The sequence below is a fragment of the Streptomyces sp. NPDC060028 genome (assembly GCF_042736725.1).
Taxonomy (GTDB): domain Bacteria; phylum Actinomycetota; class Actinomycetes; order Streptomycetales; family Streptomycetaceae; genus Streptomyces.
Map to the genome: position 1 here is coordinate 162,852 of NZ_JBHWVJ010000001.1, position 19,787 is coordinate 182,638.

Consider the following 19,787-nt stretch of genomic DNA (forward strand, 5'->3'; position numbering starts at 1 on the left):
GTGGAGCGTCGACTGCCGGTCGCTGCGGTGCCAGACGGTGCGGCCGAGCTCGTGGACGAACGCGGCAGCCCCGTCTGGCCGCTTGGCCCCGGCGACCGTGCGATGTTGGAGGAAGTCGGCGAAGCGTTCGGGTTCCGGCCAGTTGACACGGCGCTCGCTCAGACGTCGTCGTGCGCAACCAGCACGCCGAACGGCCTGGTCGTAGCGCTAGGCGCGGCCGCAGCATCCCATACGAGGCTATTTGCACACCTTACAGGCCGTTCGTGGGTGCTCGTCGAGGACGTCGAGGAGTTGCCACCGCCGGACCGCTTCGATGTCCTGGTCACATTGGAGAGCTGCTTGAGCAGCGGGTTGTTGGACGCCCTCTACGCCCCGCACCTGTCGAGGGCGCCGGGAATCCTGCACGCCGCGTCCGCGGAGCAACTCCGGCGGCTGGTCCTCGCGCGAGCGGCCGCCGCCGTGATGGGCGGCGACGCCGGGTGTCGCAGGGTGGACGTGGTTCCCATCGTCGACCTCGAGCCGCAACAATCGGCTGACGCCATCGCGCTTGGCAGCGCTGCAACTCGTGTGGAGCTAGAGGCCAGCTTGACCGCAGGTGCCACTATTTTGACGGTATTCACCCATTCCGATGGCCTCGATGGCGACTTCGGCTCAGAGGCCATCCTGTGCCCGGTCGATGAGACCTGGCACGCCGAAACGGCCGCCCGCGTGCCTACCTGCCGGGTGACACGCTACTGCTACCGCACGGAGCGCTCGCTTGACAGCCTGGTGAACGCGGGCGCAACTGTGCACCCCGACGCTATTGAGTCGCGCGTCATGGTTTTCAACACCTGCGTCGGTGTGACTCCCGTCGACAGCAATGTGGATGCGGCCTTCGGCCTCGGCATCCGCCTGATGCAGAGCCCGCGGTTGGGAGCGTTGGTCACCACGTGGCGACCCACGATCGGTAGCTACCGCGCGACCGACCTGCTCGTCCGGCTACTGTTCGAAGGAGTCGAACTCGGGGAAGCCGTTGCGCGTCACAACACGCTTCATGCGGAGTTGGGCACTGGCTTGCGCCTCTGCCTGCTCGGAGACCCAGCCCTGCGCGCAGTGCCGCCGGGTGGTTCCGCTGCACCGCCCAGCCCACTGCCCAGGACCCGTTCGACGGCCGCCCCGTCGCGGCCCTCCGCCCGGCCGGTCGGCGAGACCGCTCTGATCTCCGCCAGCCTGAGCGCGGCCGACTCGCCACGGGTCGGCTCGACGCCGAGCCTCAACCACTTTGCCGACCGAGTTGCCGAGGCCAGAGCCGCAACGGATGCGTATGCCTGCAGCCCCGACGCACCGGACGCCGGTGATGCCATGCGCGCCGCTGTTGTCGACGTCATTGCTCAGCGCGGGCGGTTTTGCGACCTATGGTTGAGATTCGCGAGCGACTGCCGAATGCTCGCCCTCAATCCGCGCTGCGGTTCGTGCTCGAACTCCACAGTGGTCTATGAGGTGACGCTCGCCGTCCCGGGCGTGTCGCCCCGCGTGCTCGAGATCTGCCCGCGCTGTGGCTTTACACGCGACCACCCCCGCGGGGCGACGGTTGCACTGCACGTCAGCCCTCACGGCGTTGTACGGCTTCTCGACGCGCACTTGGCATCCGAGTGGGCGGGGGCTGTCACCGTGCAGTACAGGGCGCCCTTTCCGACCCGCACCCAACGGTGGCCGGTCGATCGGGACGGTGCGCCGGTCCGAGAGTTCGCCCTTTCCGAGCCGCTGCGCCCGGTCCCCGTCGTCGTGTCCGCCACGTTCATGACCGGCTCCCAGCTTCTAATGGCCGGTCAAGCGCTGGTCGGAGCCGGAGCTTCGTCCCTCGCACTCGTCTCCACCGAGAAAGGAGCCGGCTGACACCCACCCGAACTGATCCAGCCGTCAGACGAAAAGGGGAGTTCGCATGACAGTACAGCCCGACAACAGCAATCCCAGCAGCGCCTTCGCCCTGAAGGAGGCTGAGGTGCAACTCGTTCCTGCGCCGCGTCCGCGGCAGGTGCCCTACACGCTGTCGGAGCTCGAGCAGCTGCGTGTCGGCAGCGGCCCTGTCTCGGCGTCCAAGCATGGCTTGGAGAGCATCTGTGGCGCGAGCTGCGAGACCGGCGCACAGTAGGCCGAAGTATCCCGAACCGGGCCGCCCCAGCGGCCCGGTTAGTACGCCGTACAGCGGGTGAACGTCAATCCGTCGACACCAGGGAGGCCGGGATGCGGGCCGACATACCAATCTGCGTGGTGACGTCACACGGTCGCCAGGTTCTCACCGCGCGCCCAGGCGAACGAGTCCTCGACGTGCTCACCAGATACCAGGTCCCGTGGTCGGGCGTCTCCATCTATGCGGTGCCGCGCTCCGGGGGGCCGGCACGTCTGTCGGCCTGTCTCGACAAACAGCCCGGTGAGCTCGACGACATTGCCGAGTTGCAGATCTTCCTCAACCGCAATGTCAACCCGTTCCTATTCTCTCTCGACGCTGCACTCACGCAGGAGAGCGCCGATCCTGCTCCCGTCACTGAGTACGTCTATCAGCACCTCGACGGCTCCGCGTCCGTAGCCGAGTCCTACCTTAGGAAGCTCAGTTCGGCCGAGTGCAAGGAGATCGTGGTCGAACGGGTTGCCGACTGCATCCGGGCCGCCGTGCCGACAGGTAGCACTCTTGTCGTCGGTGTCAGCGGAGGTGGGGACAGCAACGCGCTGCTGTACGCGCTGAGCCACCTGGCCGGGCACTCGATCACGGTCGATCCCGTCATTCTGAAGGGCATCCCGGACTGGGACCAGGGAGTGCCACGGGCGGAGGCGATCTGCGCCTCTTACGGACTTCCGCTGACAGTGCTCGAGGAAGATGACGTCGCCGAGTTGTTAGCCATTCCACCGGGCTCGACTCCATTGATCGAGCGGTTCGAGCGCGCCTTTCCAGGTGACGATTTCGAGTTCCTCGGCACTCTCCTTATCCGGCTCGCATTGGCGCGGCGAGCTCGTGAAGTTGGCACGCCTTTCATCTGTACAGGTCTGAACCTCGAGGACGTTGTGTGCGAGGGCTTGTTCCGGTTCTCGTCGGGAATGCAGCCTGCGCCGGTTCCGGTTCGTGCTATTGGCGACGTGTCACTCATCCTGCCGCTATGGAGGTGTCCGAAGCGTATACTTGACGGCTGCTTTCCGGCGTACTCCCTGCAGAACTATCAAGCCCGATACCCGTGCTTCTCACTGGGGCGCAACCTGTACTACAGTGTCGTCTATGCGATGCAATCGCAGTTCCCCGGTTTTGTGGAGCAGTTGGCCGCCGGAATCGCCGAACTCGCGCAGGCCCACCCAGTGTCATACACCTACGACTCCCAGCTAGGGTTCCACATCGAGCGGCAGATTCCGTTCCCATTGCGTCGAGCATTCGAGCGAATGCTCGGGCGCAGCGGCGCTGTTGGGTGATGCCATGCCTGCTCCCTCCCTGTGTCAGGTAAGGCCCTACGTGACTGCCCTGCTCGCCGCCGAGCGGGAGAGGGCGCACCCACGGCACGTGGTCGTCCTCGCCCTCGACGGTGTTCCGCTGGAGCTTGCCCGCGTGAGCTGGTCACAAGCGCACGTCACCGCGATGCGAGCGGTGTTCCCGACCACCTCGTCGGCCGGTTGGCTGAGCAGCACAACCGGGCTGACCGTCGACGAGCACGGTGTTCCGGGCGTGGTGTTCACCGTATGCGGCCGACTGATCGACGTCTTCCAGGAGGTGGTCGTCGATCTCTGCCCGATCTACGACAACCTGTTCGGCGACGCAACGCGGTTGGGCTATGCTCCGCTCGCGCTGCTGGGCGACCTTCAGAACCTCCCGGGACGCTGGCGCAATGTCCTGCTCGCGGGTGCCCGGCAGACACCGGGGCCGGCCCTGTTCACCCGCGCGGACGGCGCTGCGACGGCCGCATCTGTACTGCGCACGGCGCTCGTCCACTGGATACAGGCAAGCGACCACCACCCGAAGCTCGTCTGGTGTCACGTGGACATCGACGCCCATATCCACCGGCACGGTTATGACGCGCCCGTGCAAGCATTCCTCGAGGCCGTGGACCGCCTGGCCGGCGACCTGGCTGACCGCGGTGCGGTTGTCATCGCCTATTCCGACCACGGGCTCGTCCCGACCACCCATGATTCGGCGGTGGCTGGACTGCTGGAGCGTGCCCAGCGGGATTTGGGTTGCCGACTCGGTGGGGCAGGTCGCACTCGGTGGCTCTATACGCCCGAGTTTCGCGACGGCGAAGTCCGCGATTTCCTAGCGCAATCACTGCCAGCCTCGATACGAATTCTCACGTCGGACGAGGTGTTTGATCCGGGCGGGCAGTCCCATTCGCGCGTAGGGTCTCTCGTCCTGGTCGCGGAGGGTGAGGGCTTCCTAGTCCGGCCCGGCGACACATACGAACACGGGTCTACCACGTCGGCCGAAGTTGACATTCCTCTCGCGCAGTGGGGCGGCATATGATCTCGAATCGGGTACGAGAAGCACTGGCCGCCGTGCCGCTAGAAGACGTCCTCACTGTATTGCATGAAGTCAGTCGGCACGATCGTTACCAAGCATCCCAAGGTATCCAGGACGCCGCGGCGGTGGTTACCGACCACGCGGAGCGCGTGGGTCTTCAGGCAGTGTCGATCAACCAGTACCCGGCGGACGGGCGCGCGCGCTGGTGGTCGTTCCAGGCTCCTTTATCGTGGACGCCCGCTGTAGGAACGCTAGACGTCTTGTGCGATGGTCGCCAAGTGTTATCGCTGGATCATCGTCGTCAGCCGGTTTGCCTTGCTGCCTACTCGGCAGCGACGGGAGCAGCTGGACTCGAAGCCCCGCTCGTTAGCGCTCGCTCTGGTGATCCCGTAGGCCTGAAGGGAGCCATAGCTGTCCTCGAACTGGGCGACGCCGATCCGCTACCCTGGATTGCCACTGCTGGGGCGGTCGGCTTCGTGAGTGCGGCACGTGACGTCGAGCATCGCGCTCGGTTGGAGTTGCCGTTGGGATGTCCGCTCTTCGCTTTCAGCGTTACTCCGGAGGAACTAGCTACGATTCGCTGGGCGGCAGCCCGAGGCGCACGTGCGCGGGCTGTTGTCGAACTCGCAGAGCCTGCCAGTATGCCAGTGGTACAGGCCGTGCTGCCCGGTGAGCCGGGCGCAGAAGTGTGGCTGACCGCCCACTTATGCCATCCGCGTCCCGGAGCTAACGACAACGCTTCCGGCGTCGCAACCCTGCTGGGCGTCGGCGCCGCCTTTACCCACCTTCAGGAAATCGACTCGCTGTGGCGCCCGCCACGCACTATCCGATTCGTCTGGGCACCGGAGTTTGTCGGCGCTGCCGCCGCGCTGCACGGGCACCTCGCTCAAGGAGGTGAGCGTCCCGCCGCGATTGTGGACATGGACGTGGTCGGGACCGACCAGGCGAGGCATCGCAGACCGTTCTTGTTGGAGCGGCCGCCCGACGCGCTGCTGGGCCAACTGGCTCCACTAGGTGAGGCCGTTTTGGGCGAGGTATTGGCACAAACGTCGAGTCATCCGGGCAGTTGGGCTGCCTTGCCTTTCGCTGGCTTCTCCGACCACATGGTGTTTGCCTCGTACGGCGCACCAGCCGTGCAGCTCTGCCACGCTCCCGATCGGCTCAACCACTCCTCTGGCGATGTGATTGACACGGTTTCCGCGGTTGAGCTGCACCGCGCGGCGGCCACGGGCGTGGTGCTTGCTAGGACCGCTGCAGGCGGCTTTCTGACCGCGTCAGAGAGCGCCAGCCTCGTGGGCAGTTGGTGTCATCGCGAGAAGGCCGCGGCTGTACGCCTGGCGGACCGATGCCGGGAGGTCGATGACGGACGGTGGTCGGCTGGGTTGCTCAACTACGTCAACTGCCTGACGCACGCAATGGCAGGCAGCGTGCCCCGGTACACCCAGCACGCTACCGTGCACGAGCTGACCGGACCGCCATTGCGTCGTTGTTGGTCCGGTCCGCTGAATGTAAGGGCGATGACTGCAGACATGCCGTCGGACGTGCGGCAGCGGGTGGTCGACCTCATCCGATCAGACAAGGCTAATCTCGCAGTGCTCAACACATTGGCCACCCTGGTGGACGGGCTGCAGGATGCCGAAACGCTGGCACGTCAAGCCTCCTTCGGGATGCGGCGTCCGTTGGAGCGGCGAACCACCCAACTGCTGGTCGGTGCCATGCTCGAATCAGGGTGGGTCGCGCCAGTCGACGCTGCGTCGGCGTGGTCATGAGGCCGGACTTCGAGGGCGACAGTGAATTGGCGGTCCTGTCGTACCGCAACGTGCCCAGCCTCACCGACGGGCCTGACCTAATAAACCTACGCTGGACGTTGGACGAACGGTCGGTTCTCTCGCGGGATGTCCTTGCAACGATCCGGCATGAGTTGCGGGCCGAGCAAGCCGACCTCGCGGCGTTGCAGCGTTATGCCGTAGACGACCCATACGGCGAGCACGCTTTATCGGCTGCCGTCTTCGGGTATTTCGGTCTCGCTCCGGACTCGGCGTCAGTGACCTGCGGCGCAGGAGTTGCCTCGCTGCTCCACGGGCTCGCCGGCCTTGCTCAGACGGCAGAGGTAGCCGTGATCGGACCTGTCTACCCTGACTTCCCACACTGGGTGCGACAGCGAGGCGGGTGGTGCGTGTCAGATGCCTCCGCAGGCGCACCGGCGCTCTTCTACTTGGAACGCCCCGCGCTGATTGGCGATGTCTTTCGTGATCTCGACGACGTTGAGGCGCTGTGCCGCCGCGCAGCGGCATGCGATGCCTTGGTCGTCGTGGATGAGTCGAACGCCAACTACTGCCCGCCAGCCTACAGCGCCGCCACCCTGGTCGCTCGTCACGCGCACCTCCTCGTGCTGCGAGGGATGTCCAAGGCGTACGGACTGGGCGGCTTACGCCTGGCGTATTGCCTGTGCGCCCCCAGCCTCGTCGATCGCGTCCGGTCCGTTCTCGCACCGCTTGCCGTTTCGACACTGTCCCTTCGCCTGGCCGGAGCGGTGCTGCATCTAGGCGACATCGCTCAGCCCCTCCGCCGCCTGGTTCGATTGCGCAAGCAAGAATGCGCCTTCCTAATCCGTGCAGCGGATGTAGGTGAACCGTTCCCATCGAGCGAGCACCTTCCCTACCTGCTGCTGGACGATGACTTTGCGGCGGCGCGTCTGGAAAGCCGAGGCGTTGTTGGCAAGACGCACCCACTCTGGACGGGTCACCCGTCACCACCGCTGCTGCGCTTGAGTGTGCCCCTGGAAGAGCGTCGTATGAGCCGCTTTCGTGCCCTGCTCGACAGGTGATGGAGGCAACTTCACACGTGGTCACTCGTCTCGCCAATTTGGTGTTGGATTCCGCTCTCCGTGGGTGTATGGCCTGCCAGTTGGGGTGCTCGGGGGCGGTTTCTGGACGGTGGTGCCGTAGGCACGGCTTGCCGTGACGAGAACGAGAAAAGGGTGATCCGCCGACTGGCGCAGGCGCGCAACGCGTCTGGGGACCCTAGCCTCGCCGTTTCGGTTGGGGTGATGAGACGTCGCTGATCGTCTGCTGCCAGGTGGGCGAGGTGACTTCGTTGCTTGAGCATGGCGGAGTCCCGGCGCGGAGGTCGGCTTCTCCAAGGTCTTCCGGGTCGTGGGCGGTCAGGGGTTTACTGGTCAGCCGGCGGGACGTGGCAGTGCGGCAAGGCGGTGGAAAGCCGTGGCCAGTTCGTGTCTCCAGGGCCAGGTCATGTCCCTTGGTGTGGTGTGGCTGATCATTCGGCAGTGCCGGGCAGGCAGGTGGTGTTGTCCGGATAGAGGCTGTCCATGCTCTCGATGGAGAGGTAGCGGCGGGGGAAGGCGATCCACTCGTCGTGGAGCTCGACGAGGACGGCCGTCGCCAGGCGGGTGACGGCTGCGGTGTTCGGGAAGACCTGGACGACGTCGGATCGCCGCTTGATCTCCCGGTTCAGACGTTCGAGCGGATTGGTCGACTGGATCTTCTTCCAGTGCTGATCGGGGAAGTCCGCGAACGCGGTCAGGTCCTCCTTCGCCCCCAGCAGCATCTCCTTGACCTTGGGGAACTGCCGGCCGAGCATGTCCGCGACGGTGTCGAGCTGGGCCCGGACCGCGTCGGCGGTCGGCTGGGCGAAGACCGTGCGGATCGTCGCAGCGACCATCTCCGCGGACCCCTTCGGGATCACGGCGAACACGTTGCGCACGAAGTGAACGCGGCACCGCTGCCAGCCGGCTCCGATCATGACCTTGCGGATCGCTTTGACCAGACCGCTGTGACTGTCGGAGATCACCAGGCGGACACCGCTCAGGCCGCGTTCGCGCAGCGAGCGAAGGAACTCGCTCCAGAAGACCTCCGTCTCACTGTCCCCGACCATGACGCCGAGGACCTCACGGCCGCCGTCCTCGGTGACACCGGTCGCGATGACCACGGCCTGGGACACGATCTGATGGTCGACGCGGGCCTTGACGTAGGTGGCGTCGAGAAAGACGTACGGAAACCGGACGTGGTCCAGCGGCCGGGTGCGGAAGGCGTCGAGCTGTTCGTCGAGGCCGGCACAGATCCGGGACACCTCGCTCTTCGATATGCCGGTGTCCGAGCCGAGGGCTTGGACCAGGTCGTCGACCGAGCGGGTCGACACCCCGTGAACGTAGGCCTCCATGACGACCGCGTAAAGAGCCTGGTCGATGCGGCGCCGGCGTTCGAGCAGGCTGGGGAAGAAGCTCCCGGCCCGCAGCTTGGGGATCGCCAGTTCCAGGTCGCCGGCCTGTGTGGTCACGGTCTTCTCCCGATGGCCGTTGCGCCAGGTGGTGCGGGTGTCGGTCCGCTCGCCCCACTCCGCACCGATCCGGGCGGTGGCCTCGGCCTCGATCAACTCCTGGAGCAGCCGTTCGGCGACTTCGCGGACGAGTTCAAGACCATCCGCCGAACGTAGTGACTCAAGCAGGCGAAGTAGGTCATGCTGGGACAAGGCCACCGGGCACCCCCTTGGAACGAACTGGCAGTTCACCAAGGACAGTTGCACGGTGGCCTGCCCCGTTTCAGGGAGCATTCACCCGCAGTCGATGCACACGAGGGCACACAAGCGGCGCACTTCCCAGCCAAGATCCGTTACACCACTCCACGGGACGCCATCGCAGGCGGCCGCCATGCGAGCTGAGGCAGCCCCAGTGGGGTTCATTCGTTACGCCGTCTGGTGCTGCCAGCTAGGGCAAGCCGCCAAAGCGTGGAAAGAGTTAGATATCCACCACCACCGCGTTCGCCCTTGAGGACCACCCCGGTGACTGAATCTAACGAACGATCAAACGGATTTCACGACAAACAAACAGAGCGGCATGCGGCCCCGCAAGGCTGGAAACCGGTTAAAGATCTGGGCACGAGACTTAGGGTTTTCGGATTCTCCCTCCTTTGCGTTGCCGTTGATTTCCTCTTCGTCTTCGCCTGGGTCTGGATGCACCATCAGGCGGAATCACTGTTCCACTGGATCGGCGAGCTGCCAGGCCTAGAGGGTGCGGTAGCGGACGGCCTCAAATGGCTATTTACCATTTCCACTCTCGCAGTGCTTGTCGCTTACGTGATTCGAGATGTCACCGGCCAAGCAGTTCAAGTCTGGAAGGCTGGAGGGTAATGATGGATAAACCGCTCACGCTGGGGGGATTCGTTCGGCGCTACCTTAGGGCGAGCTTTAGGCTCCCGCAGGGGCCTTTTCGAGAGATCGTTCGAATTTACGAGTATCGACTCTACGTCTTTCTCGCGATGTTCGCCACCTGCACTCTGACTGTCACCTTGATCGCCGCGTCCATTTCCGTCTACTCAAGGTCCACTGTCGCGGGCATCGTCTTTTCGATTATTACGACCCTCGCCCTTCTAGGGCTTGCGTCGCTCGGAGCTGCTCATGTCGACCTTTTTGTCGATGCCTGCCGACGGATTTTCTCTGCAAGTTCTCCTACCCCTGTAACAGTCGGGGCAGGCGACTCGCGGGCAGTGGACGACATCCTGCACGAAATCGATGACGTTGTATCCTCTGACGAGATGGAGTTTGTGACAAGCTTTGTGCAAAAGGGTGGCCAAGGCTGGTCCGGCCTCCTGGAGCCATCGTTTTTCATCGGGGTGGTCAGCGTCAGCGTGACCGCGGGAATGCCTTGGGTAACCTTCAAGAAAATGATGAGCAGACTCCTGCTTGCCATTGATCAAATCCCGGGCCCATCTAACGCGGAGGCCCTACTGAGGGGTGATGGCACACTCGACGAAAATTTCGAGGAAATGCTTCACGCCGAATGGAGATCCGCCGAATACCTGCTCGACGAGCAGCCCCCCAAGCATTCACTTGATGAAGCCGCGGCTTTGCATTGGGTGTTGTTCTATAAAGCTTTTACTCAAGAGCAACACTTGATTCAAATTCGCGCCGACCAGTATCAGGAGATCAAGAGAGTCGCAGCGGCGGGTCCCGAATATTTGGAGCCGAATGAACTATTGGAGCGCATCCTGAGCCAGTGGATCAACGATAATCCCAGCACGGACGCGCGATAACTATTGCGCTGGCAGTCGAGGCGCACGGACTCGACGGCCGTGCCGGTGGCTACTGAGGTCTGGCCCGCTGCTGCGCCCGAAGGAGAAATCCACGAGCTGCGCCGTACCTAGCGCCTGGACGCGTGCGTGAAGGCGGATTGAGCTTGCAGTTAGGGCACTCCCCGTCGGTTGACAGACATACCCGGCTGGGCCTGTGGTGGGAGCGATTTTGCGGCGGCAGCCGCAGCCTCCTCGGGATGTCACGGCGGTGATTCCACCCAGGTCTGCGCCGCGGCCACACTCCGGGCTGTCGAAACTACCGGCTACCAAATCGAGCGCGGAACCCGCTTTGCTGGTCGGCAGGTGACTGCGGAGCATGCGGATCGTTGTGCCGAGCACTGCTCGGCGGCAGCCCCTTGCCAGACGCGCCTCATGCCGACCCCGCGACACCGAGCCCTCAGAGGGGGGGCATTGACCCCGCTGTACGCCACCGAGAAGCAGCTGCTCGCGGCCCTGGGTATCAACGTCCCCAACGACCTGGGCGAAAGCAGCCACGACGCCGAGCTGCGCACCGCCGCGCTCTATGGGCCCTGCTCTGGCGCTCCGCGGGTGCCGGCTACGAGGAATCCGTCGCTGGTACTGGCCACGCCCGGGCCTACTTCACCGGCCCATGGGAGTGGCCCCTGGCCGAGGACCAGGCCCGCCGCGCCTGGTTCGAACTCGGTTTCGTCGGCGACCGGCTGGACTCCCTCACCATGACCGTGCCCCCATGGTCAGTCGGTCTTCCCCACGAAGATGCTCCCGACGACCCCAACGCCGCGGCCATTGGATGGGCGTGCGCCGCGCGCGCCGCCGTCAGCCTCGCTCGGGCGTTCCTCGGTCCACTAGGCCAGCTGGGCGTACAGGTCTTCGAGGAATTTCCAGCCAGCTACGGTGTGGCGGCGCTTCACGAAAGGCCGCGGAGGGACCAGGACGTCCAGCTCATTGCCGATCAGAGCCAGGAGGCCGATGCCGTAGAAGTCCGCCTGCAGTATCGCGTCATCCTTACGACGCAAGGGGCGCTCAACAAGAACCGCACGCGCGCAGAACGGGGTGAAGAGCTCCGCCTTCTCCATTGCCGATTCCCAGCCTCTGCCGGGCACGATGGCAAGGTCAACACGCAGAGGCTGAACAACCTGCCTGGTCACAGTTCCGCCGCTTTGAACGACCACACCCTTCGGCGCCGCCTTGAGCGCACGCCGCTCGGGTGAACTCAAGGTATTGACCGGCACGGCCTCACCCACAGGCAGCCCCATGAGGAGGTCCAGCACGTCTGGCCGGGTCAGCGGCGGCGTACCTTCAGCAGCACGCCTGTCACACTCGACAGCGTCGCGCCGGTAGGCGACGACGGCCTGTGCGCCGAACACGTTCACGGCCTGCAACTTTGACTCGTGCGGAATCAGCGTTCCCGACGGGACTGACCTCGAGAGCACATCGACTGGTCCTCGCGACGCACCCGTCATGACTCAACCCGCCCTCACCCGAAACCCTGCCCCCGTAGGGGGCTCTGACTCACGCGCCAGAAGCGTGGAACCGCCCTCCGGCAGGATCCGAGCCCCGGCCTACTAGTAGCTCCCCAGAAGCCCGCCTGGGGCGTTCGGCAACATAGCCCTAACCGAGGCAGCTGGCGCAAGGACACGGAAATCGGGCACCAGCGCTCGCCAGCAGGCTAGAACGGAGAGGCTCTCACCAGACCAAGATCGCCACAACGACCCTAATGTGGCCATCAGCCGCACCGCAATGCTCGCGCTCGACCGGTTGCCGACCTGACTGCGACACGTGCGATCGTAAGGCATCCGATCGCGATTCACTCATGCGTTCGATTACCTTGAGCGGATCCCGTCGTCTCCCAATCGAGCTACCCCCATAGGCACCGCGGCACTCTGCCACGGCAGCGCCCAGAGGCGTGACCTGACTGAACAGATGAACTTGACGGGGAACACCACGGCCGCCCGCACCCGGTCGCGGCTCTCGACCAGGGTCTTGTCGGGCAGCCCCACCAGCGTGAAGGCGGCGACCCCCGGTTCCAGATCGGCCTGCACCTCCACCACCACGCCGTCGACACCCGCCAGGGCGACCGAGCAGGCCCGCGCGAACCCCATCAGGCCGCCCCCCTGACGTGCTCCACCACGGGCGCACCGCGCCGCGGCAACAGGACCCCCACGAGGTCGATGCGCACCCCGCCCGGGGGTGGTCCGCCGTGGTCGGCGAGCCAGCGCCCCGCGAGTCGGCGCAGCCGTTCCGCCTTGCCCGGCCGCAGTGCGGCCATGGGGTGTTCGAAGTCCCCCGCCCGCCGGGTCTTGACCTCGCACAGGACGAGGGCGTCCCCGTCCCGCGCGACGATGTCGATCTCCCCGCTACGGCACCGCCAGTTCCGCGCGATGACGGTCATCCCCGCCTCGGTCAGCCGCCGGACCGCGAGCTCCTCGCCGTACCGCCCCAATGCCTGCTGTGCCACGCCCTTCGCGTTCATCCGGCACCACCTCCGGCACCGAAGATCCCGCGTCCCCGCCCACCTTGTGGATCTTGGTGGACAACCGGGGCGCTGTGGACAACGCCCTCACCCTTGCGAGGGAATCCGCGGGGGAATCCGCGAGGGAATCCACGGGGGAACCTGCGGGGAGCCGGCCGCTCAGCTGCCCGGAAGTTCGAGGTCGCTCTTGTTGAGCTCCTCGATGTTCACGTCCTTGAAGGTCAGCACCCGCACCTGCTTCACGAAACGGGCCGGCCGGTACATGTCCCAGACCCAGGCATCGGCCATCGAGACCTCGAAGAACACCTCGCCCTGGACCGAGTGCACCTGCATCTCGTAGTCGTTGGTGAGGTAGAAACGACGTTCGGTCTCGATCACATACTTGAACAGCCCGACGACGTCGCGGTACTCGCGATAGAGCTTCAGCTCCATCTCGGTCTCGTACTTCTCGAGGTCCTCGGCACTCATGGCATGTTCCCCTTCAGCCGTGCGTCCCCCTATTGTGCGCCAGGCCCCCGCGCCCCTAAACGATTTCCGGGGCCAGGATCACCGGCGCACCCGGAGGCCCGTCGACGAGCAGCGTACGGAGCAGCTCGGCGAGTCTGGTCGGGTACACCGTCTCATGTGCCGTGAGAAGTTCCTCGGAGGTCCACCACCTGGCTCCGGTGACGCTGCGCCGCTCCAGCTCGGTGAGGCCGCCCATCTCGGTCGCCGTCTGCGTCGTACGGGCCAGGAAGTACCACTCGTCCTGCTCCCAGCGCCGCCCGTCGAAGGGGAAGGAGCAGTACCGCTGCCAGAGCACCGGCCCCAGCTCCACCTCGGTGATGCCGGTCTCCTCGGCCAGCTCCCGCAGCGCGGCCTGCTCCCGGCTCTCCTCGCCCTCCAGGCCGCCGCCCGGGGTGAACCACCAGCTGTCCGCCGGGTCCGCCGGTTCGAAGCCGTGCAGCAGCAGGATCCGGTCGTCCGGGTCCAGCAGGATCACCCGTGACACCTTCCGCGGGCCCTCGTCGGGCCCCGCCGCCGAGCCCGAGGCCGGCGCATCCGCACCCCGCCCCGCGTCAGCGGGCACCGGCCCGCTCCCGCCGCCGCCCGCGCCCGAGGACCCGTACGACCGGCCCGTATGCGGCCCCCAGCACCACCAGGGCGGCTCCGGCCAGGACCGCGGTCAGCTGCAGCCGCAGCGGTCCGGACCGCGAGATCCCGCCGGGCAGGCCTGCGTACGTCTGCGGCCGCTCCAGCATCGACACCGAGGGCCAGGCCACGGCGTCGACCCGGGCACTGACCGCCGACCGGGCCACCGTCCCCTGTCCGGCCTCCTGCAGATGCGCCCGGGAGTCCAGCGAGGCACCTCGCCGGTCGCCCAGCAGGAAGAGGTTGCCCTCGGGCACGGTCACCTCGAACGCCGTCCGCGAGGCGCCCGCGTCCGGCGCGCCGACCACATCGAGCTTCTCCTGCTCGATGTACGGCTCGTCCAGCTCCTTGCCGTTCACCGTCAGCCGGCCACCGGCGCCGCAGCACTTGACCGTGTCCCCGCCGACGCCGACGACCCGCTTGACCATGGGCGAATCGCTCCACGCGGTGTCAGTGAAGATCACCACGTCACCGCGGCGCACCTCGCCGCCGTCGATCCGCTGCGCCAGCACCCGGTCCCCGGGCTTGACCGTCGGCAACATCGAATCGGTCGGCACCGTGTACGGCTGGTACACGAGCGCTCCCCACACGAAGCCACCGAGGAAGAGCACAAAGCCGATGGCCACGGCGAGCCCCGACAACACGTTGCCGAGACCGCCGCGGCCACCATCGCCACGTATAGCTCGTCCTGCCTGTGTTCCGCCCATTGCAGCAACCCCAACCCGGAGATCGTCGACCTGGGCGGCACCCTACCCGGCGGTACTCCCGGCTACAGCTGGGAGGTGCTCCCAGCTGTCAGCCTCCGGCGGCGCCACAGTACGACCGGCACCGCGCCGGTGAGTCCCAGCGCGGCCGGAGCGAGCCCGACCGGCCCCAGCCCGGAGGCCCCGAGACCGAGCGCGGTGGCCTTGGCCTGGTTGCCGATGCCCGGCTGGTCGAAGGTGTCCGGGACCGGGAGCGTGGCCCAGCGGGTGACCGGCCAGGCGACGACCACGGCCCGACCGACGACCTTGTCGACCGGCACGAAGCCCTGGGTGGAGTCCTGCATGTGGTAGCGGGAGTCCTGGGAGTTCTGGCGGTGGTCGCCCATCACCCAGATCTTGCCCTTGGGCACGGTGATCGGACCGAACGGGGCGTCGTCACACGGGGTGTTGCCGGGGAAGATGTACGGCTCGTCGAGCTCCTTGCCATTGACGACGACCGGTCCCCCCTTCTTGCACTCGACCGTGTCGCCGCCGATGGCGATCGTCCGCTTGATCAGGTCCTTCTCCTCCGCGGACGGCATCAGGCCGATCCAGCTGAGGGCCTTCTGCGCGAAGTTCGGATCCGGGGTGGGCTCCCCGGACAGCCAGTTCGCCGGGTCGTGGAAGACCACGACCTCGCCGCGCTCGGGCTCCGAGCCGAACCACGGGGTCAGCTTGTCCACGAGCACCCGGTCGCCGCGCTGCAGGGTGTCCTGCATCGAGTCGGACGGGATCGAGAACGCCTGCACCAGGAAGGTCTTGATCAGCAGGGCGAGGAGGAGGGCGATGCCGACCAGGAGCGGCAGCTCCTTCCAGAACGAGCGGTGCGGGCGCGCGGCCTTGCCACCGTCCGCGTCCTCACCCTCGGCGGCCTTGTACTCGACGGCATCGTCCGGCCGCTCATCGCCTTCATCGCGTCCGGATCGTGCGCCTACCGCCACATCCCCCACATCCACTCCCTCACTCGGATTCGCCGCCCGTACCGGATCAGGCACGGGCCCTCCCCTCCCTTAACGAGCGGGAGTTCCCGAAGGCGCGGGAGACCGAGGACACACTATGCGAACGACGCGCCCCCGCGGCGCCGACGGGGCACGCGCCGTCCGCGGCGCGCCCGATCGGGCACCATGCGGAAGGTGGCGGGCTGTTCCAGCCGGTGCCAGTGGCCGAAGGGCCAGGCGATGACGACGGCCTCGCCCACGACCCCGTCCTCGTCGATGGTGCCCTGGAAGCCCTCGTCGAGGTGGTAGCGGGAGTCGGCGGAGTTCGCCCGGTGGTCACCCATGACGAAGAGCCGCCCCTGCGGCACCTGCACCTCGAAACGGATCTCCGAGGGGGAGTTGCCCGGGTTCACGTACGGCTCGTCGAGCGCCGAGCCGTTGACCGTGACCCGGCCCCGGGCGTCGCAGCACTTGACGGTGTCGCCGCCGACCCCGATGACGCGCTTGATCAGGTCCTGCTCGTCGGCCGAGGGCAGCAGACCGATGAAGGTCAGGGTCTGCTTGATCTGCTTGACCACGACCGGGTCCGGTGCGGGCCGGGCCGCCTCGCCGCTGAGCCAGCCCCCGGGGTCCTTGAACACGACGATGTCGCCGCGCTCGACCTCGGAGCCGAACCACGGCGTCAGCTTGTCCACGAGCACGCGGTCGCCGATCCGGATCGTCTGCTCCATGGAGCCCGACGGGATGAAGAAGGCCTGCACCAGGAAGGTCTTGAGCAGCAGGGCGATGCACAGCGCGACGACCACCAGCAGGGGCAGCTCCCCCGCCCGGCGGGTGCGTCGGCGCCGCCGGACGCGGCGCGCCAGCCGGCGGCGCTCGGCGCGGCCGCCTACCGGCACGGCGATCGGCTCCGGCTCCGGCTCGGGCTCCGGCTCGGGCTCCCATTCGGCCCGCGGCCGGCCCCGGCTACCCATGTCCGCCGCCCACGGAACCCCAGCGCGAGACGGGCCAGCCGATCCAGTCGGCCCGCCCGATCACCTTCTCCACCGGCACCATCCCCCCGCCCGGTTCCCCCAGGTGGTCCCGGGAGTCCCGGGACTGGGAACGATGATCACCCATGACCCACAGGGTCCCAAGGGGTACGACGATGCGGAAGGGCACCTTCGAGGGTTCGTCGCCGGGGAACAGGTACGGCTCCTCCAGCGCGACCCCGTTGACCTTGATCCGGCCGCCGGCGTCGCAGCACACCACGTCGTCGCCCCCGACACCCACGACCCGCTTGACGAAGTCGGTGTCGGAAGGCTCCGCGAGGCCGAGCGCCGAGGCCGCGCCGTGCAGGGCCGTACCGATCGGATTGTCCGCCGGGCGTTCCCGTACGAAAGATCCCGTGCCGTCGAACACCACCAGGTCACCCCGTCGCGGCTGGTCGCCGAAACGGTACGCCAGCTTGTTGACCAGCACCCGGTCCCCGACCTCCAGCGTCGGCTCCATCGACCGGCTCGGGATCAGGAACGGCTGGACCACGAAATTGCTGAGCAGCAGCAGGAAGACGGTGCAGACCACGCCGAGCAGCCCCGCCCGCCGCCAGGTCAGGAAGGCGCGGGCCCCGGGAAACGCAAAACGCGGCCGCTCCTCCCCCTCGCCGGGGGAAGAGTGGCCGCGCTGCGTGTGAGGTGCTTCGGTGTCCATCGGGGGCGAGCCTATCCGGCCGGCCCCGGACCCCGGAGGGGACCTCAGTTGTCGCGCTTCTCCTTGATCTTCGCGGCCTTGCCGCGGAGCTCACGGAGGTAGTACAGCTTCGCGCGGCGCACGTCACCGCGGGTGACGAGCTCGATCTTCTCGAAGATCGGGGAGTGGACCGGGAAGGTACGCTCCACGCCGACGCTGAAGGAGACCTTGCGAACGGTGAAGGTCTCGGAGACGCCAGAGCCCTGGCGACGGATGACAACACCCTTGAACTGCTGGATACGGGAGCGGTTGCCCTCGATCACGCGGACGTGCACGTTGATCGTGTCACCCGGGCGGAAGCCCGGGACGTCCGAGCGGAGCGCGGCGGCGTTGACGCCATCGAGCAGGTGAGACATGTTCTTCGTCTGCTTTCTTCGCACGACGCCACAGGTCGCCGGTGCGGGTTTCCGTAGAGAGTTCGGAAGCCGTGTCACTCGGCGGGCGACGTTCCCCCTGTGGCAGGGGCGCACGCGAGCACACAGCAGCCGCCTATTCTTCCACGGCCTCGGGCCTACGCCAAAATCGGCCGTCGGGGGTCGGCTTCCAGCCCAGGATGCTGAGCGCTTCCCGGTCCTTCTTGTCGAAGGCGGAGGCCTCGCAGCGCTCGATCAGGTCGGGCCGGTTCTGCGCGGTGCGGCGGAAGGCCTCGTCCCGGCGCCAGCGGGCGATCTTCCCGTGGTGACCGCTGAGCAGCACGTCCGGGATGCCGCGGCCGCGCCACTGCGGGGGCTTGGTGTAGACGGGCCCCTCCAGCAGGTTGGCCATCTCGCCGGGCGCGAAGGAGTCGTCCCGGTGGGATTCGGCGTTGCCGAGCACCCCGGGCAGCAGCCGCGCCACGGCCTCGGTGACGACCAGGACGGCCGCCTCGCCGCCGGCCAGCACGTAGTCGCCGATGGACACCTCGTAGACCGGCATGCGGGTGGCGTACTCGTCCATGACCCGGCGGTCGATGCCCTCGTACCGGGCCGGTGTGAAGATCAGCCAGGGGCGTTCGGAGAGCTCGACGGCGAGTTCCTGGGTGAACGGCCGGCCGCTGGGGGTGGGGACGACCATGACGGGCCCGTGCGCGCCGGCCTCGTAGCCGTCGGCGAGCGCCGCGTCCAGGGCCTCGCCCCACGGCTCGGTCTTCATGACCATGCCGGGACCGCCGCCGTACGGGGTGTCGTCCACCGTGTTGTGCCGGTCGTACGTCCATTCCCGCAGGTCATGGATGTGTACGTCGAGCTGCCCGCGCGCCCGCGCCTTGCCGACGAGGGAGACGTTGAGCGGCTCCAGGTACTCGGGGAAGATCGTGACGACGTCGAGACGCATCAGGCGTCTTCCCCTGCGGCGTCTTCCCCTGCGGTGTTTGCCCCTGCGGCGTCTTCCCCGGGGGCCTCGTCACGGGTCGAGTCGATGACCGCGTCGCGCTCGTCGATCAGGCCGGGGGGCGGGGTGATGACGCAGCGCTGCTCGACCAGGTCGATCTCGGCGACGATCTCCTCGACGAAGGGGATCATCACCTCGGTGCCGTCCGGCCGCTCCACGATGAAGAGGTCCTGCGAGGGCAGGTGGGAGATCTCGGTGATCCGGCCGATTTCGGTGCCGTCCGCCAGGACCACGTCGAGGTCCATCAGCTGGTGGTCGTAGTACTCGTCCGGCTCTTCCGGCATCTGCGCCGGGTCCACCTCGGCGATGAGCAGGATGTTGCGCAGGGCCTCGGCGCCGGTGCGGTCCTTGACCCCGGCGAAGCGCAGCAGCAGCCTGCCGCTGTGCACCCGGCCCGTCTCGATGGTCAGCGGTCCCGCCGACGCCGGTTCGGTCCGGAGCACGGCACCGGGCCCGAGCCGCAGCTCCGGCTCGTCGGTCCGCACCTCGACGGTGACCTCACCCTTGATCCCGTGGGCGCGGCCGATCCGCGCGACTACCAGCTGCACTCTCTGTCTCTCCTGTTCAGACGACGACGGGCCGGGGCGGGCACTGATGCCCTCCCCGGCCCGTGCCGGTGATTCAACTTCTCAGCGGACCTGGTCCACGTCGACGAGGTCGACGCGGATCCCGCGACCGCCGATGGCGCCCACGACGGTACGCAGAGCACGTGCGGTGCGGCCGTTGCGGCCGATCACCTTGCCGAGGTCGTCGGGGTGAACCCGGACCTCGAGCACCTGCCCGCGGCGCAGGTTGCGCGAGGCGACCTGCACTTCGTCGGGGTTGTCCACAATGCCCTTCACGAGGTGCTCAAGAGCCTCCTCGAGCATG

The 19,787-nt window shown here is 66.9% G+C and carries 21 protein-coding genes and 1 pseudogene; 8 read left to right on the top strand and 14 right to left on the bottom strand.

All coding sequences use genetic code 11. The annotated features are described in order from the left end of the window. The 6 genes from ACFWBF_RS00775 (at window position 1) to ACFWBF_RS00800 (ending at window position 7,298) form a co-directional block, all read left to right on the top strand. Complete coding sequence (locus tag ACFWBF_RS00775) at window positions 1-1,875, top strand: hypothetical protein (RefSeq protein WP_385592984.1); 1,875 nt, start codon at window positions 1-3, stop codon at window positions 1,873-1,875. Between the two features lie 46 nt (window positions 1,876-1,921). After that, on the top strand, window positions 1,922-2,131 hold the full coding sequence (locus tag ACFWBF_RS00780; RefSeq protein WP_385592987.1) for a hypothetical protein: 210 nt from the start codon (window positions 1,922-1,924) through the stop codon (window positions 2,129-2,131). Window positions 2,132-2,223: 92 nt separating this feature from the next. Then, entirely contained in the window at window positions 2,224-3,435 is a 1,212-nt protein-coding gene (locus tag ACFWBF_RS00785) for a hypothetical protein (RefSeq protein ID WP_385592990.1), read from the top strand. A gap of 40 nt (window positions 3,436-3,475) precedes the next feature. Next, window positions 3,476-4,474 carry an alkaline phosphatase family protein gene (locus ACFWBF_RS00790; RefSeq protein WP_385592995.1) on the top strand — a complete coding sequence of 333 codons (999 nt, stop codon included), beginning with the start codon at window positions 3,476-3,478 and terminating at the stop codon, window positions 4,472-4,474. Further along, entirely contained in the window at window positions 4,471-6,240 is a 1,770-nt protein-coding gene (locus tag ACFWBF_RS00795; protein WP_385592998.1) for a DUF4910 domain-containing protein, read from the top strand. Before ACFWBF_RS00790 ends, ACFWBF_RS00795 begins: the two co-directional genes overlap by 4 nt. Further along, window positions 6,237-7,298 carry an aminotransferase class I/II-fold pyridoxal phosphate-dependent enzyme gene (locus tag ACFWBF_RS00800; protein ID WP_385593001.1) on the top strand — a complete coding sequence of 354 codons (1,062 nt, stop codon included), beginning with the start codon at window positions 6,237-6,239 and terminating at the stop codon, window positions 7,296-7,298. The genes ACFWBF_RS00795 and ACFWBF_RS00800 overlap by 4 nt, the downstream gene beginning before the upstream one ends. A 449-nt stretch (window positions 7,299-7,747) precedes the next feature. Here ACFWBF_RS00800 and ACFWBF_RS00805 read toward each other — a convergent pair whose 3' ends face one another. After that, complete coding sequence (locus ACFWBF_RS00805; RefSeq protein ID WP_385593004.1) at window positions 7,748-8,965, bottom strand: IS256 family transposase; 1,218 nt, start codon at window positions 8,963-8,965, stop codon at window positions 7,748-7,750. A gap of 303 nt (window positions 8,966-9,268) precedes the next feature. Between ACFWBF_RS00805 and ACFWBF_RS00810 the strand changes: the two genes are divergently transcribed. Together ACFWBF_RS00810 and ACFWBF_RS00815 are read left to right on the top strand one after the other, a co-directional pair. Next, a complete protein-coding gene (locus ACFWBF_RS00810) occupies window positions 9,269-9,616 on the top strand; it encodes a hypothetical protein (RefSeq protein WP_385593007.1) in 348 nt (115 codons plus the stop codon). Window positions 9,617-9,774: 158 nt separating this feature from the next. Then, window positions 9,775-10,518 (top strand): ubiquitin-like protein Pup, encoded by a 744-nt coding sequence (locus tag ACFWBF_RS00815; protein WP_385593010.1) that lies wholly within the window; start codon window positions 9,775-9,777, stop codon window positions 10,516-10,518. An 863-nt stretch (window positions 10,519-11,381) separates the two neighbouring features. On the opposite strand, the gene ACFWBF_RS00820 is transcribed toward ACFWBF_RS00815, so the two are convergent. The 13 genes and pseudogenes from ACFWBF_RS00820 to ACFWBF_RS00880 all read right to left on the bottom strand — a co-directional run bounded on the left by ACFWBF_RS00820 (window position 11,382) and on the right by ACFWBF_RS00880 (window position 19,786). Further along, window positions 11,382-11,909, bottom strand: a complete 528-nt coding sequence (locus tag ACFWBF_RS00820) for a hypothetical protein (RefSeq protein WP_385593013.1) — start codon at window positions 11,907-11,909, stop codon at window positions 11,382-11,384. Window positions 11,910-12,476: 567 nt separating this feature from the next. Continuing rightward, a pseudogene (locus ACFWBF_RS00825) lies at window positions 12,477-12,638 on the bottom strand (magnesium chelatase); the annotation flags it as partial. After that, window positions 12,638-13,009 carry a YraN family protein gene (locus ACFWBF_RS00830; protein WP_385593016.1) on the bottom strand — a complete coding sequence of 124 codons (372 nt, stop codon included), beginning with the start codon at window positions 13,007-13,009 and terminating at the stop codon, window positions 12,638-12,640. The pseudogene ACFWBF_RS00825 and the gene ACFWBF_RS00830, both read right to left, overlap by 1 nt. A 159-nt stretch (window positions 13,010-13,168) precedes the next feature. Continuing rightward, window positions 13,169-13,477 carry a DUF2469 domain-containing protein gene (locus tag ACFWBF_RS00835; RefSeq protein WP_005311352.1) on the bottom strand — a complete coding sequence of 103 codons (309 nt, stop codon included), beginning with the start codon at window positions 13,475-13,477 and terminating at the stop codon, window positions 13,169-13,171. A gap of 55 nt (window positions 13,478-13,532) precedes the next feature. Beyond that, the gene (locus tag ACFWBF_RS00840; protein WP_385593019.1) at window positions 13,533-14,078 is read right to left on the bottom strand and encodes an NUDIX hydrolase; all 546 of its coding nucleotides are present in this window, start codon (window positions 14,076-14,078) and stop codon (window positions 13,533-13,535) included. Continuing rightward, window positions 14,068-14,847, bottom strand: a complete 780-nt coding sequence (gene lepB / locus ACFWBF_RS00845; RefSeq protein WP_385593024.1) for a signal peptidase I — start codon at window positions 14,845-14,847, stop codon at window positions 14,068-14,070. Before lepB (ACFWBF_RS00845) ends, ACFWBF_RS00840 begins: the two co-directional genes overlap by 11 nt. A 62-nt stretch (window positions 14,848-14,909) precedes the next feature. After that, a complete protein-coding gene (lepB, locus tag ACFWBF_RS00850) occupies window positions 14,910-15,824 on the bottom strand; it encodes a signal peptidase I (RefSeq protein ID WP_385593028.1) in 915 nt (304 codons plus the stop codon). Between the two features lie 113 nt (window positions 15,825-15,937). Beyond that, on the bottom strand, window positions 15,938-16,795 hold the full coding sequence (gene lepB, locus ACFWBF_RS00855; protein ID WP_385593031.1) for a signal peptidase I: 858 nt from the start codon (window positions 16,793-16,795) through the stop codon (window positions 15,938-15,940). Continuing rightward, entirely contained in the window at window positions 16,788-17,510 is a 723-nt protein-coding gene (gene lepB, locus ACFWBF_RS00860) for a signal peptidase I (protein ID WP_385593034.1), read from the bottom strand. Before lepB (ACFWBF_RS00860) ends, lepB (ACFWBF_RS00855) begins: the two co-directional genes overlap by 8 nt. A 44-nt stretch (window positions 17,511-17,554) precedes the next feature. Next, window positions 17,555-17,905 carry a 50S ribosomal protein L19 gene (gene rplS / locus ACFWBF_RS00865; protein ID WP_385593037.1) on the bottom strand — a complete coding sequence of 117 codons (351 nt, stop codon included), beginning with the start codon at window positions 17,903-17,905 and terminating at the stop codon, window positions 17,555-17,557. Window positions 17,906-18,038: 133 nt separating this feature from the next. Then, a complete protein-coding gene (gene trmD / locus ACFWBF_RS00870; RefSeq protein WP_385593041.1) occupies window positions 18,039-18,860 on the bottom strand; it encodes a tRNA (guanosine(37)-N1)-methyltransferase TrmD in 822 nt (273 codons plus the stop codon). Further along, window positions 18,860-19,465: a ribosome maturation factor RimM gene (gene rimM, locus ACFWBF_RS00875; protein ID WP_385593044.1), complete on the bottom strand. Its 606-nt coding sequence runs from the start codon at window positions 19,463-19,465 to the stop codon at window positions 18,860-18,862. The genes trmD and rimM overlap by 1 nt, the downstream gene beginning before the upstream one ends. Before the next feature lie 81 nt (window positions 19,466-19,546). Next, complete coding sequence (locus ACFWBF_RS00880; RefSeq protein ID WP_030011889.1) at window positions 19,547-19,786, bottom strand: RNA-binding protein; 240 nt, start codon at window positions 19,784-19,786, stop codon at window positions 19,547-19,549. Window position 19,787: the final 1 nt, after the last annotated feature.